The sequence below is a fragment of the Fodinicola feengrottensis genome, from assembly GCF_039530045.1.
Classification (GTDB): Bacteria; Actinomycetota; Actinomycetes; order Mycobacteriales; family HKI-0501; genus Fodinicola; species Fodinicola feengrottensis.
Map to the genome: position 1 here is coordinate 2,070 of NZ_BAAANY010000004.1, position 12,891 is coordinate 14,960.

Consider the following 12,891-nt stretch of genomic DNA (forward strand, 5'->3'; position numbering starts at 1 on the left):
AATTTCTTGGTGTTCGGCTCGTCGCGACGAGTGACCTCGGTGGTGATGGACAGTGCGGCCACCACCCGTTCGGAATCCCAGAGAGTGATCGGTACGGCGAGGCTTTTGCGGCCCTCCACCCGTTCCTCGCGCTCCTGAGACCAGCGGTGGGCTCGAATCGCCGTTATCTGCGACCGCAGCTGGCCAGCGTTTCGGGCGCTGTGTCGGGTGAGTGGTTCGGTGGTCGACTGGTCGAGCTGGCGCAATGCTCGTTCGCAATGCGTGTCATAGGCGAGGAAGAGCTTTCCGGACGCGGTGAACCAAATGGGCGCTCGGGTTCCGGCCATCGCCTGCCCAGCCGTCTCACTGCGACCGGCGAGCGACTCCACACACATGACTTCCAAGCCTCGCGGCACCATCAGGTGCAGCGCGGCCTTGGTGGCCGCGTGCAAGTCGACCATGACGGGTCGCGCGATGCGGCGCAGCCTCGCCGGCGCCGGTGCCAGTTGACCCAACTCGAAGATCCGCCAACCCAACTGGTACTCGTTTTCCACCCGGTCAAGGAAACCCAATTCGGAAAGCTCCTGTGCCAGCCGGTAGGTGGTCGGTTTGGGCAGGCCGGAGCGGCGGGCCAGCGCGGTGAGTCCGAGTCGCGGTTTGCGGCCGTCGAAAGCCGACAGGATGAGTTGGGTCTTCTTGAGCACGGAGGCTGTGGATGCTCCTTCGAGAGCGGCGCTCGCCGTACCGAAGTCATCCACCAACTGCGACTGTTCGCCAACGTCGGGTGTGTTGCGCATCGCGTTCCCTCAGGTCAGGTCCCCAGTGGCTCGGTCGGCAGCCAGGTCATGACGGCACGTTAGGTGGCCGCTAGGGCCGTCTGCTATCCCGCCTGCGCAGCGCCTGTACGAATCGCGCACGCGCGCCTCGCCGGGAAAGAGATGACATTCGTGAATGGTGCGCGATGTCCCGCGGCCGCCATAATTTCCTCTTTGGAATCCGGTCCTGATGCGGAGTCATGCGCTTCGGTACGACCAAGGCGTGAACCGTGGGAGGGTCGGTCTGACCGTGAAGCCGACGACCCATGACCCAGCCTCGCGGTGCGTCGACTGGGCGGTCGTACGCGCCGAGTTCCGGCTCGATCCGTCCCTCATCCATCTGACCCATTTTCTGCTCGCGTCCCCACCCCGGCAGGTGCGGGAGGCAGCGGACCGGTGGCGCGCTGTGTTGGACCGGGATCCGTCCCTGGTCGAGGACCTGCTGCTGGGGTCGATGAGCTCACTGGGTACCGCGGGCCACGGCCCGTACCAGTATGCGAAGAACGCGATGGCCGACTACCTCGGTGCGGCTCCCGACGAGGTCGCGCTGATGCCCAGCACGACGGCCGCTTTGGCGTTGGTCTACCACGGGCTTTCGCTACGGGCCGGGCAGGAGTTGCTGCTGACCACGGACGCGCACTATTCACACCTGGAATCCGCCAGGCGGGCAGCCGAAAAACGGGACAGCACGGTGCGGACCGTACGACTGGCCCGGAATGCGGCGAGCGCCACCGTCGACGAGATCCTGGCCAGCGTCCAAGCCGCGATCACATCGCACACTCGGGTGCTCGGGGTGACCTGGGTCAGTTCGTGCACCGGCCTGAAACTTCCGCTGACGGCCATCGCCGGCATTGTCGCGGAGGCCAATCGTGACCGCGAACCAGCCGATCGTTGCTTGCTGGTTGTTGACGGAGTGCATGGCTTTGGCGTCGAGGACGTCGACGCGACCCGGCTCGGAGCGGACTTTTTCGCGGCGGGAGCACATAAATGGTTCCTTGGCCCGGCTGGAACCGGGATTCTGTGGGGCCGTCCCAACGCCTGGACGGCACTTTCCCCGACGATTCCGTCATTTGATTTTGACACGGCGCTGCATCGTCGTTGGCTCGATGGAGGTGCATTGCCGCCAACCAAGGCCGCGTATCTGTCGCCGGGCGGTTTCGCCGACTACGCCAACGTTTTCGCGCTCACCGAAGCCGCCGCCTTCCATCGCCAGCTAAGCAGACCGGTCATCGCCGCTCGTGTCCACGAACTCAACACCCGGCTGCGCGACGGCCTCGCCGATCTGCCGGGCCTACGGCTGCTCACCCCACGGTCACCGCTGCTTGCTGGCGGAATCGTCTGCGTACAGCCCAAAAATCACTCGGTCGAGTACGTCGTCCGCACACTTCGCGGGCTCGGCATCACCTCCGCCGCCTCGCCCTACCAGACGCCAGCCGTACGTCTTGGCGCTGGCGTGGCCAACACGCCCGAAGAAATCGACCGCGCCGTCCGCGCCTTGGCCGACATCCATTGATGTGCGCTTATGGAGCGCCACCAAAAAAAACCAATCTCGTTTCCTTCTCGGTCGCGGAAGATCGCCTTCCGCACGCCGTTGTCGTACGTCTCGACCGTGGCCGGCGGCAACGCCCGGGTGGCCGGTGTGCTCGAGTGTGGGACATTGTCCCGCGTTCGGCGATGGGCCGCGAAATCCCGAGGCCAGGTCATCTCGTTGGCTTCTCGATGATGACCAACCGATTGCCGTCGGGGTCGCGAAAGCTGAACATGGGCGGGATGCCGTCCCACTTCAGCAGTTCGGCTACCTCGACTCCGCGGTCGGCCAGCCTGCGATGCGCGGCGGCCGCGTCGGCCGCGGCCAGTCTGATCCCGGTGTCACCACCCGACGGCGCGTGGTCGGTGGCCGCGACGAGCGAGATGGCAGCCACCGACTCGGCCGGCCCAACGGTGATCCACCGGCCGCCGAGTTGGCCCAGCGGAACGTCCATCCGCTTCTGGAAACCCAGCACCCCGACGTAGAAGTCCACCGCCCGTTGCTGATCCCGGACGGATATGGCGACCGGCGGGATGTCGGTGAAGTGGAACCCAGTCATCTCGTCCTCCTTCACGATCCACGAGGTGCTGAGGTGCAGGGGAGGGCGGGCCGGGCGTCCCTGAGTCAGGCTGCTTCCACCCGGTAGTCACCGACTGCCCTGTTTTCGCGCAGAAGGCGGGAAGTGAGCAGGTAGCCAGGCACGGCGAGCACCGCCACCACGACGTGCATTCCCATCAGCGCCACCGCTCCAGCCGTGTTGGTCCCGGGAACGAACCGCAGCGCGAGCAGCAGCAGATCAGGCACCAGCGAGAGCACCGTGACGACGGGAACCAGCGCCGTCAAGGTCGCGCGCGGCCGTGCGGACCGTCCTTCGACGAACCGCCACCCCCACCATCCGACCACCACGCCGACCACCGTGAACGCGCCGTAAACCGGCAGCGTGAGCGGCGCGAATGTGGACTCCGCGCCGAACCGTCCGGCGACCATGGCCACCGCCGTGTTGGCGGCCACCGCGAGCACGATCACGCCACCCAGGATCGCGGCGGCGCTCAACTTCTTCTCGTACGACATGACAGCTCCTCTGTTGACCATGTTTCGAGACTTGCTAGTACCGTAATTTACGGTACCACATAGTCCCGTAAGATGGACGCCATGAGTCACAGCACGCACGAGGGCGCGGCCCCGGCCGGCCGGCCCCGCGATCCGGCGCTGGAACGCGCCATTCTTGAGGCCGCCGTCGACGTCCTGATGGCACAGGGACTGGCCAAGGCAACCGTGGAGGAGGTCGCGCGGCAGGCTGGCACCGGCAAGGCCGCGATTTACCGGCGCTGGCCGAGCAAAACGGCACTGGTCATCGCCGCCATTCGCGCACTCCACGCCGACGTGAGCGTGCCGGACACGGGCTCGCTGCGCGAGGATCTGGTCACCTGCGCGCTCCACTACAGTTCGGGCGACGAACGGTCGACGCTCCTGCTGGCGAGCCTGCTCGGCGCGGCGACGCATGAACCCGAATTGCGTAAGGCCGCGTACGAGTCGATTGGCCGGCCGCCGGCACTGGCACTGCGTTCAGTTCTCGACCGCTGGATCGAACGCGGCGAGATCGACCCCGACGCGCCCGTGGACATCATCGCCGGCGTCCTGCCCTCATATGCTTTCCGGCAGATGGTCGCCCGCCGCGAGAAACTCGACGAGGCGACGATAGCCGCCCTGATTGACCACGTCCTGCTGCCAGCCCTACGACACCGCCGCGGATAACTACACCGCTGGTTGGCCGTAATGCCTCATCGCGTGCGTCGCACGTGGATCCAGCGATCCGGGCGGCGGGGCGTACTCACCGCAAGTCAGGCCTGAGTTGCCTCGCGGCGGCTGCGCGACCGCGGGTCGCGCGCATGGGGAACACGTACTGGAAGCGTTGCTTGGCCTTCTGCGGTGACGCCACGGACTACGAGGCAGGCTAACGGCTATTTGAGGGGAGAGGGGCGCCAACCGGCGGGCGGATCCTCGCCGACGCGGCCGTCGACGGCCTCGCGGAGCAGGTCCGCGTGGCCGGTGTGCCGCCCGTACTCCTCGATCAGGTCGCACACGAGCCGGCGCAGGCTGGCATGGCGGCCGTCCGGCCAGGTGAGCCAGACGAGTTGGTCGAGCCCACCGTTGGCCAGGGCGGCAGTGAGGGTCGCTCGGGATCGCGCAATGGTCGCGTCCCAAAGCGCGTACAGCGCCCCGGGGGTGTCCGCGGCGGCCGAGGTGAAATCCCAGTCGGCATCGCTGTCCCAGTCGGTGGTGTCCCAGGGGGCGTTCATCGGCGCGCCGCTGAGCTTGGTGGTGAACATCTGGTCCTCGGCGCGCGAAAGGTGTTTGAGTAGACCGCCGATGGTCATCGAGGACGCGCCGATGCGGGTCCGCAGGCCCGTCGAGTCGAGGTTGTCGGCCTTCCAGCGGAAGGTTGTACGCAGGCGGTCCAGCGCGCCGAGAAGGTGCTCGGCCTCGGTGCCGGCAAGGGGCGGTTCCCAGGGGCATGCTTCTTCGGTCATGGAGCCACCGTAGAACGTTTGCTTCAGGATTTCTTTGGTAGGTCCTGTTCACTGGTCAGCAGCGCATGCGCCCAGCCGGCTTTAGGGTCCACATCGACGAAGAGCGCCTTGACCAGCAGTGTCATCGGGACCGCGAGAATCGCGCCGATCGGCCCGAGAATCCAGCCCCACAGCACGAAGGAAAGAAACGTGACAATGGGGGACAGTCCAATGGTGTCGCCGACCACACGTGGCTGGATGACTGTCTGGACAACGAAGTTGATGACGAGGTAGACCGCGATGACGATCACCATCAGCTGCCAGCCACCGCTCAACAAGGCGAGCAGCGCTGGTGGCACGATGCCAAGAAACGGGCCGATATTGGGAATGTAGTTGGTCAGGAACGCCACTACCCCCCACAGCCACGGCAGCGGAATGCCCAGCACCATAAGTGCGATGGTGTCCAGCGCGGCGACCGCGAGTCCGCAGATCGTGTTGACCACGAGATAACGGCGGGTGTCCCGCAGAAAGCCGGCCACCGCCTCGGCGATCAGCGGCCGGTCGACCGCGATGGCGATCCGCCGCGCGTCCACAGTGGACGTTTCCAGGCTCACGAAAAACAGCAGGGACAGCACGAAAACCACGTTGCTGCCGATGCTGGTGGCGGTCGTCAGCAGCGATCCGACATAGCCGATCACGCTGCCGATGTTCAGGCCGCTCAGGATCGATTTCACCTGCGTTGTGGTGACCCCGAACCTCGCCAGCTGCGAGAGAACCTCGGTCAGCAAAGAGTTGGCCCGGCCGGCGTACGTGGGCAGCAGCGCGGCGAGTTGGGCGATCGAGACGACCAGGACGGCGACGAGCGCGATGATTATCGCGTACACCAACAGGATCAGGATGGTCGTCGCCAGCCAGGACGGCACTCGATGTTGGCGCAGCCAGCTTGCCACCGGGCTGCTCGCGATGACGATCACCATCGCCAGGAACAGCGGCGCGACGAGCCACGCACTCGCCAGCAGGCCGCCGAGCACGATGACAGCGCCCGCCATGGCGAGCAGCACCACCACCGCACGAGGCAACAAGGGGGTGGGATCAGCCGAGGTCACCCGTCGCATCGTAGAGCTCTTTCGTGAGGAACACTCGGCTGGTTCCGGGTGGGTCGCAGGGAACCTCGCCGAAAACGCGCCAGCCACGGGCGACGTAGAAGGCAGGTGCCTGGAAACTGATCGTGTAGAGCACCCCGGCGCGGCACCCGCGCCGGCGGGCTTCTTCCTCCGCCTGCCGCAGAATTTCGCTGCCCAACCCGGCACCGCGAAGCCCTGCTGGTAGGTAGAACAGGTCCACGAACAGCAGACCCAATGAGGTGCGGCCACTGAGGCCGCCCACCACCCGCTTGCTTTCCGGGTCCCTGGCGAGCACCGCCAGCGGTCGGCGATCGTCGATTCCCGTTTCCCGCACGTTGAGATCATCGAGCCCAGCTGAAATCAGCGCGACATCCTCGTCAGCAGGGTGATCGGTGACGAAAACGGATGCTGCCGCCGGCGCGGGCGCTTCGGCCGCTGATTCAGTCATGCTCCCGACCGTAACTGGCAGGTCTGACAACTACTCCGGGCTGGCGCGGAGGGCAGCCGCAGGTTCACTTTTGTGTACGATCGTGGCTGGGGGACTGTCGTGCCCAGCGCGGTCGGGTACGAAGCTGTGCGTTGGCTGAGAGCGGCCGATGCGCTGGTTCTGGCAAAACCCCCAGATCGCCGGTTGGATCAAGGACGAGAGGCTGACTTCACAAGAGATGGGACTGCCGGAATGGCAAAGTACGCGATTTTCGTGCCGCCCGCACACGGGCACGTGAATCCGACCCTGGGAGTCGCGGCGGAGCTGGTGGACCGCGGCGAGGACGTTGTTTATGTCGCGGCGGAGCAGTTCCGGGAGTCCATCGAGTTCACCGGCGCGCGGCTCAAAGCCCATGCCGACCCGCCGACGCCGGACCCGACCGTGGCCGGGCCGGCGGCGTTGTTCGCGATGTTGGCCGAGGTGGGGCGTGAGGTTCAGCCGTGGCTTTCGCCGTGGCTGGCCGCTGAGAAACCCGACCTGGTGCTGGCGGACCCGATGGCGTTGTGGGGTCACCGGGAGGCCGACCGGCAGGGGATTTCAGTCAACGGATCCTACGTGTCGTACATGGGCACCACCCTCACCTCTGCCGTTCTTGCCAGTGCGAGCGCGAAACAGATGATGGACGCGATCACAGCGTCACCCGGCTACGCTGACTTCACCAAGGTTTTCGGCACTCAGGCGAACTATCCGTTCGAGGCATTCGAGCGGGAGGATCGGACCGGCATTTCGTTCATGCCGCGCGAGTTCCACCCACAGGGCGCGAACATCGGCGAGGAGGTGGCCTTCACCGGGCCGGCGATTCGCCCGCGTGCGTACACCGGCGACTTTCCCTTGGAGAAGGTGGAAGCCGGCAACACGCTCTTCATCTCACTCGGTACGGTTTTCAACAACCAGACGGAGTTTTTCCGGTCCTGCTTCGAAGCTTTCGCCGATTTGCCATGGACGGTCGTGCTGTCGCACGGATTCCGGGTTGATCCGGCCGAGCTCGGACCGGCGCCGGCGAATTTCCTGCTCGCGCCGTCGGTTCCGCAGCTGCCGGTGCTGGAAAGGAGCCGGCTTTTCATTACCCACGGCGGCATGAACAGCACCATGGAAGCGCTCTGGTACGGCGTACCGCTGGTTGTTGTGCCACAGATGCCGGAGCAGGCCCTGACTTCTCGTCGAGTCGCCGAACTCGGTCTCGGAGCCGCCCTGGATCCCAGTGCCATCACCGCGGAGAAGCTCGCCGCGGCCGTACGAACAATCGACACCGAGCCGTCGTACGCCGACAACGTCGCGGAAATGCGCAAGCATTGCCACGACGCCGGCGGCGCGAGCAAAGCCGCCGACGTCCTCATGAAGAGGGCCAGGTACTAGCGACGGCGGGGTGCCAGCGCCAGGTACGTGAGAACCGCGCCGATGGTCGACAGGATCGCGAGGACGATTCCGAGGACGTGAAAGGCGGCGGTCAGATCGCTGGCAAGGCCCGCTCGGTCGGGCTGGGCGACCTGTCCCTGGACAGCGAGCCCGGCCAGTCGTACGGCCGAAGCCGCGGCGACGCCATGCTGGCCGAGCTGGCCAGCGGTCAGCGTGGTGAGCAGCGCCGCGGCACCGGCGACGGCGACGGATTCGCCGGTGATCCGCATCGTGTTGAAAATGCCGGCGGCCGCTCCCGCGTTGTGGACTGGGACAGTGCTGATGGCGGCGTTGTCCATCACGCCGAACGCCAGGCCGACCCCAGCCCCGAAAGGCAGCAGCGGCAGCGCCAACGCCAGCCACGACCCGTCACTGTGCAGCGTCGTCAAGAGCAGCGCGCCGAGGGCGATCATCAAGGACGCGGCGGTCAGCACCGTGCGTACGGACGTACGAGCGGCCATCCAGCCGGCGGCCAGCGGGAGCAGCAACACGGGCGCGGTCATCGGGAGCAGCAGAAGACCGCTGGAAAAGGTGCTCTGACCAGCGACTCCTTGAAGGTAAGCCGGCAGGTAGATCAGCAGAATCACGAAACCCAGCGTGACCGTGAAGGGCTGGCACACCACGGCGACGAATTCGGGCTTCGCGAACAGGCGTACGTCGAACATCGCCCGGTCCGCCCGCCTGATCTCCAGCACCGCGAACAGCGCGGTCAGCGCGATGGCGGCGGCGAGCAGAAGCAGCGTGCCCGGGGCTGTCCACCCGGCCGCAGCGGCCTGGACGAAGGCGTACGACAGGCAGCCGAGTCCAGCGGTGAAGGTCGCTACGCCAGCGAGGTCGAGCTTGCGTCGGGCGGGGTCGCGAGATTCGCCGGCTCGGGTCGCGACCAGCCATATGGGCACCGACATCACCGCGACCAGCAGGAAGACCGACCGCCAGCCGGCAAGTTGGACCAGCGCTCCGGCGGCGAGCGGCCCGATCGCGAGCCCGGTCCCGAACGAGGTGCCGAGGATGCCGAAGGCCAACTGTCGCCGTCGCCCAGAGGTGGCTTCGGCCAGCACCGCGGCGCCCGCGGCCAGTACGGTCGCCGCGCCGCAGCCTTGGATCGCTCGCGCGAGATCCACCAAGACCATCGACGGCGACAGTGCGACGAGCAGCGACATCACGCCCACCACGGCGATGCCGGTCAGCAGTACGCGGCGGCGGCCGAGGCGGTCGGCCAGGCCCCCGGCGGCCAGCGGGAGAGCGGCGAAGGTGATGTTGAAGGCGTTCAACATCCACTGGGCCGTACCAACGGACGCCCCCAAGTGCGCGGCCATGCTCGGCAGCGCCACCGCGGCGCCGGTCACCGAGAAGGGCAACATCATGCTGGCGGCCGCGACCGCCAGGACGACCGGCCAGAACGTACGCCGGACGGGCACGGCGGCGCCGGTCTCGGGTCGAAGATCAAGCGAGGAATTAGCCATGCCAGCAATGGTTCGCGGCAGCGGTCAGCAGATGAAGTGACAGCCGTTCCCTGGGAATGACAGGGCCACCTTACGAGCCGCTGTCATGGGCATACTGGATGGCGTGGACGCTGACCCGAGGACAATCGCCGGCAGTCTCGGCATGTATTTGCGGGCCCGCAGGGCCGCGGTGTCACCCGCTGAGGCGGGGCTGCCGTCCACTGGCCGCCGTCGGGTGCCGGGCCTGCGTCGCGAGGAGGTCGCCGAGCTGGTCGGCCTCAGCACCGACTACTACGTGCGCCTGGAGCAGGGGCGGGCCGACCGGCCGTCCGACGAGGTCCTCGATGCGCTGTGCCGGGCGCTGCTGCTGGGCGCGGCCGAGCGAGCCCACCTGTACGACCTGGCGAGGCCACCGCGGCGCGGCGCCACCTCGGCGGGTCGCGCCCCGGTCCTGCGAAGCACCCTCGGACAGGTTGTCGAAGCCATCTCGACCGGCCCCGCGCTGATCATGAACGACCGCAACGACGTGCTGGCCTGGAACCGCCTCGCGGCTATCCTGATCGCCGACTTCCCGCGACTGGGCGTACGCGACCGGAACATGGCCCGGCGGATCTTCCTGGACCCGCAGGCGCCGCGGATTCACCTCGACTGGGACGAGGCCGCCCGTACGACCGTGGGCATGCTCCGGATGGCGGCCGGGCGGCGGCCGCAGGATCCGGAACTGGTCCGGTTGATCGGTGAACTTTCGGTGCAGAGCCCGACCTTTCGCGGCTTGTGGGCCAGCCACCACGTGCATGAGAAGACCCACGGGCCCAAACACTTCCGGCACCCGACCGTCGGGGACCTCACGCTCACCTACGAAACATTCCAGGTTCCGGGCGCGGCCCACCACCTGCTGGTGGTCTACACCGCTGCGCCCGGCAGCCCGGCCGAAGAGGCACTGAATTTCCTGAGCAGTTTCAGCCCCGAGGATCTGAGCCGCGCAGAGCCGTGAGGGCCCGCCGGAGATCCGCTCATCGCGTCAGTACGGCGGTGGCTTCGTTGAGGTGGGTGAGCGCCTCGTCGAGACTCAGCCAAACCTCCCATTTGGTTTTGCTGGCCGCGTCGCCCCACGGATTGCCGAGGCAGATCCGGCCGGCCCGGGTGTCGACCTCCTTGACGAAATACTCATGGCCGCAGACCAGCCGGCCGCCGAGCACGGTGTCCCGGTCCGACCCTCCGCGGGTGCCGACGGCCACCGCGTGGCCGCTGCGGAGGTGGCCGTCGATCCGCCAGGGCAGGTCGCGGCTGTCGGTCGGCAGCCGGACCGGTTCGCGGCCAGTGATGATCGGAAACGCCCGGCGCGCCCAGCCGCCCTCGATCGCGGCATATCCGGCGCACTGTTGCGCGTACGCCTTTTCGTAGTAAGCGGGCCACATTTCGGCATAGGCGGGGTCTTTCGTGTGGCCGGTGGCGCCCACCAGCACGCCGCCGCTGACCGGCAGGTCTGGGGTCACCGTCACCGGGCACGGGTGCCGGTCGTCCTCGTCGTACAGCAGCACACTGACCGTACCGTTCGGATTCTGCTTGATATGGCGCGGCAACCACTGCGGGTTGGCCTTCGCCACCGCCTGCAGGCTGGTCAGGAACCAGCAGTCGCCGATCAGGCCCTGCAGCACGTCCTGCCAGGCCATCGCATCCGCCGCGCCCTCCACCCGATAGCCGGCGTCGGTCCGGTACGCGCGGTCGTCGAGCACCACGAACGGCCCGGCCGGCACCAGCCAGCCGTCGACATCGTCGTCCTCCAGGCCGTCCATGCCCGGCTGGGTGGCCGAGATGCAGGCGCCGACCAGGCTGGCCACATGTGGGCTGGGACGTTCCAGCAGGAGGTTGAAAAGTGCTTGTACGCGACAGAAATCCCACGAACGCTCGAGGTGCTCAGCGGCCAGCAGGAGCCGCCCCAGCGCGTCGAGGCCCCGATTGCCGAGGCGTCCGAGAACGATGTCGAGCTCGGCTGCGTGCAGCTCGTACAACAGGTCCTCGACGGCGTCGGCCCGGCCGTCGGCGTCCGGTGCCTGGGGCGCGATGATGAGCGTCGCGGCGATCCGCCGGTATGCCGCCTCGACGCGGTATTCAACGGCCGGCGGGCCTGGAAACTGCCACGGCTGCTGGGGCTGGATCGGGTGTCCACCGCGCTGATAGAGCATTTTCGGACGGGCGAGCCGCTCCACTCCGTCGTACGCGGCGAGGGCCACGTCGACCTCTGGGACGAAATTGCCGACCGTACGCGCCCAGCGCTTCCAGTGGTCGCGATGGTAATTCATCTATCCATCCAGATGGTCTGACAAATGTCATCGACTTTCGTGCTGGTCACAGTGGATCAGCGTAGCTCGGTCTTTATTGCCAGGTGACTGGGAGGGAATCGACGCCATAGATTTGCTGGGTGTCCCGATAGGTGAGTGCATCGGGGTCCACGGCGAGGCGCAGGTCGGGAAAGCGGCGGAGCAAGGCTGGATAGGCGACCTGGAGTTCCAGCCGGGCCAGTGGTTGGCCGAGGCACTGGTGCACGCCGAAACCGAAGGCGACGTGGTGGTTCGGGCTTCGTCTCACGTCCAGCGCGTCGGGAGCGTCGTACACCGCGGGGTCCCGATTGGCCGCGTCGGCGGCCGCGATGACACCCTCACCAGCGCGGATCAGCACCCCGCCGACCTCGACGTCCTCGAGAGCGACCCGGCGATGGCCCAGGTGGGTGATGGTCAGCAGCCGCAGCAGCTCCTCGACCGAGCTGGAAGCAGCGGTGGGGTCGTCCCGTACGACCGCGGCCTGCTCGGGATTTCGCAGCAGCACCAGCGTGCCCAGACCAATCATGTTCGCGGTCGTTTCGTAGCCAGCCACCAACAAAAGCACCGAAGTCAGGACGACTTCCGGACCGCTCAGTCGGCCCTTGGCCAGCAGCCGGCTGATCAGGTCGTCCCCGGGTGTAGCGACCTTGGCCGCGACCAGCTCGCGCAGGAAGCCGACCAACTCGTTCCGCGCTTTCGTGACCTGTTCCGGGGCGCCGTGCGTGTCCAACATTGCCCGGCTCTGGTCCTGGAAGAACTGGTGGTCGCCGAAGGGCACGCCGAGCAGCTGGCAGATCACCGTCGAGGACAGCGGCAGCGCGTACGCGCCGATCAGGTCGGTAGGACGCGGTCCGGCGGCCATGCTGGTCAGCAGCTGGTCGACCGTTTTGGTCACCAGCGGACGCAGTGACTCGATTCGCCTGACGGTAAACTCGCTGGTCAACGCCTTGCGGTGGTGGGCGTGCTCGGCGCCGTCCATGCGCAGGAAGGTGCGCGGCGGCCGGCCGCCGGCGCTGCGATGTTGTGGGTAGCCAGGTAGGTCGTTGTCCGCGCTGAACCGCCGGTCGGCGAGCACGGCGCGTACGTCCTCGTGCCGGGTCACCAACCACGGGGTGCTGCCGTCGGCCAGCGTCACCCGGCTGATCGGATCGTCGGAGCGGAGCCTGGTCAGCTCCGGCGGCGGATCGTACGGGCAGGTCCGGGCCATCGGGAAAGCGGTCAAGATCTTCCTCACGAAAGTCGCTTGTCGTTGTGCGCGACCGATTCTAGTGCGGGACCGGCAAATGTGAG

13 protein-coding genes are annotated in these 12,891 nt (G+C 67.0%); 4 read left to right on the forward strand and 9 right to left on the reverse strand.

Annotated features, from left to right (window positions below):
• Nucleotides 1-776 (reverse strand): IclR family transcriptional regulator (locus tag ABD301_RS05620; RefSeq protein ID WP_344307786.1); only part of this gene is annotated, 776 nt, incomplete at its 3' end.
• A 241-nt stretch (nt 777-1,017) separates the two neighbouring features.
• Between ABD301_RS05620 and ABD301_RS05625 the strand changes: the two genes are divergently transcribed.
• Nucleotides 1,018-2,307: an aminotransferase class V-fold PLP-dependent enzyme gene (locus ABD301_RS05625; RefSeq protein ID WP_344307788.1), complete on the forward strand. Its 1,290-nt coding sequence runs from the start codon at nt 1,018-1,020 to the stop codon at nt 2,305-2,307.
• 187 nt (nt 2,308-2,494) lie between these two features.
• Here the strand turns inward: ABD301_RS05625 and ABD301_RS05630 are convergent, their stop codons facing one another.
• Together ABD301_RS05630 and ABD301_RS05635 are read right to left on the reverse strand one after the other, a co-directional pair.
• On the reverse strand, nt 2,495-2,881 hold the full coding sequence (locus ABD301_RS05630; RefSeq protein WP_344307790.1) for a VOC family protein: 387 nt from the start codon (nt 2,879-2,881) through the stop codon (nt 2,495-2,497).
• 65 nt (nt 2,882-2,946) lie between these two features.
• Nucleotides 2,947-3,393 (reverse strand): DUF6069 family protein, encoded by a 447-nt coding sequence (locus ABD301_RS05635; protein ID WP_344307792.1) that lies wholly within the window; start codon nt 3,391-3,393, stop codon nt 2,947-2,949.
• A gap of 81 nt (nt 3,394-3,474) precedes the next feature.
• On the opposite strand from ABD301_RS05635, the gene ABD301_RS05640 reads away from it, so the two are divergent.
• On the forward strand, nt 3,475-4,077 hold the full coding sequence (locus ABD301_RS05640; RefSeq protein WP_344307794.1) for a TetR/AcrR family transcriptional regulator: 603 nt from the start codon (nt 3,475-3,477) through the stop codon (nt 4,075-4,077).
• Between the two features lie 206 nt (nt 4,078-4,283).
• Here the strand turns inward: ABD301_RS05640 and ABD301_RS05645 are convergent, their stop codons facing one another.
• Genes ABD301_RS05645 through ABD301_RS05655 form a run of 3 tightly spaced genes read right to left on the reverse strand, consistent with a single transcriptional unit; the run spans nt 4,284 to nt 6,404 of the window.
• Complete coding sequence (locus tag ABD301_RS05645) at nt 4,284-4,853, reverse strand: mycothiol transferase (RefSeq protein WP_163573728.1); 570 nt, start codon at nt 4,851-4,853, stop codon at nt 4,284-4,286.
• A gap of 23 nt (nt 4,854-4,876) precedes the next feature.
• Nucleotides 4,877-5,938 carry an AI-2E family transporter gene (locus ABD301_RS05650; RefSeq protein WP_279583320.1) on the reverse strand — a complete coding sequence of 354 codons (1,062 nt, stop codon included), beginning with the start codon at nt 5,936-5,938 and terminating at the stop codon, nt 4,877-4,879.
• Nucleotides 5,925-6,404 carry a GNAT family N-acetyltransferase gene (locus tag ABD301_RS05655; RefSeq protein WP_344307800.1) on the reverse strand — a complete coding sequence of 160 codons (480 nt, stop codon included), beginning with the start codon at nt 6,402-6,404 and terminating at the stop codon, nt 5,925-5,927. The genes ABD301_RS05650 and ABD301_RS05655 overlap by 14 nt, the downstream gene beginning before the upstream one ends.
• A gap of 231 nt (nt 6,405-6,635) precedes the next feature.
• Here ABD301_RS05655 and ABD301_RS05660 point away from each other — a divergent pair, with 231 nt between their 5' ends.
• Nucleotides 6,636-7,799, forward strand: a complete 1,164-nt coding sequence (locus ABD301_RS05660; RefSeq protein ID WP_344307802.1) for a macrolide family glycosyltransferase — start codon at nt 6,636-6,638, stop codon at nt 7,797-7,799.
• On the opposite strand, the gene ABD301_RS05665 is transcribed toward ABD301_RS05660, so the two are convergent.
• The gene (locus ABD301_RS05665) at nt 7,796-9,301 is read right to left on the reverse strand and encodes an MFS transporter (RefSeq protein ID WP_344307804.1); all 1,506 of its coding nucleotides are present in this window, start codon (nt 9,299-9,301) and stop codon (nt 7,796-7,798) included. The two genes, ABD301_RS05660 and ABD301_RS05665, sit on opposite strands and share 4 nt — an antisense overlap.
• A gap of 103 nt (nt 9,302-9,404) precedes the next feature.
• On the opposite strand from ABD301_RS05665, the gene ABD301_RS05670 reads away from it, so the two are divergent.
• The gene (locus ABD301_RS05670; RefSeq protein WP_344307806.1) at nt 9,405-10,274 is read left to right on the forward strand and encodes a helix-turn-helix transcriptional regulator; all 870 of its coding nucleotides are present in this window, start codon (nt 9,405-9,407) and stop codon (nt 10,272-10,274) included.
• Between the two features lie 19 nt (nt 10,275-10,293).
• Here ABD301_RS05670 and ABD301_RS05675 read toward each other — a convergent pair whose 3' ends face one another.
• A complete protein-coding gene (locus tag ABD301_RS05675; protein ID WP_344307808.1) occupies nt 10,294-11,583 on the reverse strand; it encodes a C2 family cysteine protease in 1,290 nt (429 codons plus the stop codon).
• A gap of 73 nt (nt 11,584-11,656) precedes the next feature.
• Nucleotides 11,657-12,835, reverse strand: coding sequence for a cytochrome P450 (locus tag ABD301_RS05680; protein WP_344307810.1), 1,179 nt, complete (start codon nt 12,833-12,835; stop codon nt 11,657-11,659).
• Nucleotides 12,836-12,891: the final 56 nt, after the last annotated feature.

Coding starts and splice junctions, on each gene's coding strand:
- ABD301_RS05655 (WP_344307800.1), bottom strand. CDS start 6,404: ATGACTGAATCAGCGGCCGAAGCGCCCGCGCCGGCGGCAGCATCCGTT.
- ABD301_RS05665 (WP_344307804.1), bottom strand. CDS start 9,301: ATGGCTAATTCCTCGCTTGATCTTCGACCCGAGACCGGCGCCGCCGTG.
- ABD301_RS05660 (WP_344307802.1), top strand. CDS start 6,636: ATGGCAAAGTACGCGATTTTCGTGCCGCCCGCACACGGGCACGTGAAT.
- ABD301_RS05630 (WP_344307790.1), bottom strand. CDS start 2,881: ATGACTGGGTTCCACTTCACCGACATCCCGCCGGTCGCCATATCCGTC.
- ABD301_RS05675 (WP_344307808.1), bottom strand. CDS start 11,583: ATGAATTACCATCGCGACCACTGGAAGCGCTGGGCGCGTACGGTCGGC.
- ABD301_RS05640 (WP_344307794.1), top strand. CDS start 3,475: ATGAGTCACAGCACGCACGAGGGCGCGGCCCCGGCCGGCCGGCCCCGC.
- ABD301_RS05635 (WP_344307792.1), bottom strand. CDS start 3,393: ATGTCGTACGAGAAGAAGTTGAGCGCCGCCGCGATCCTGGGTGGCGTG.
- ABD301_RS05645 (WP_163573728.1), bottom strand. CDS start 4,853: ATGACCGAAGAAGCATGCCCCTGGGAACCGCCCCTTGCCGGCACCGAG.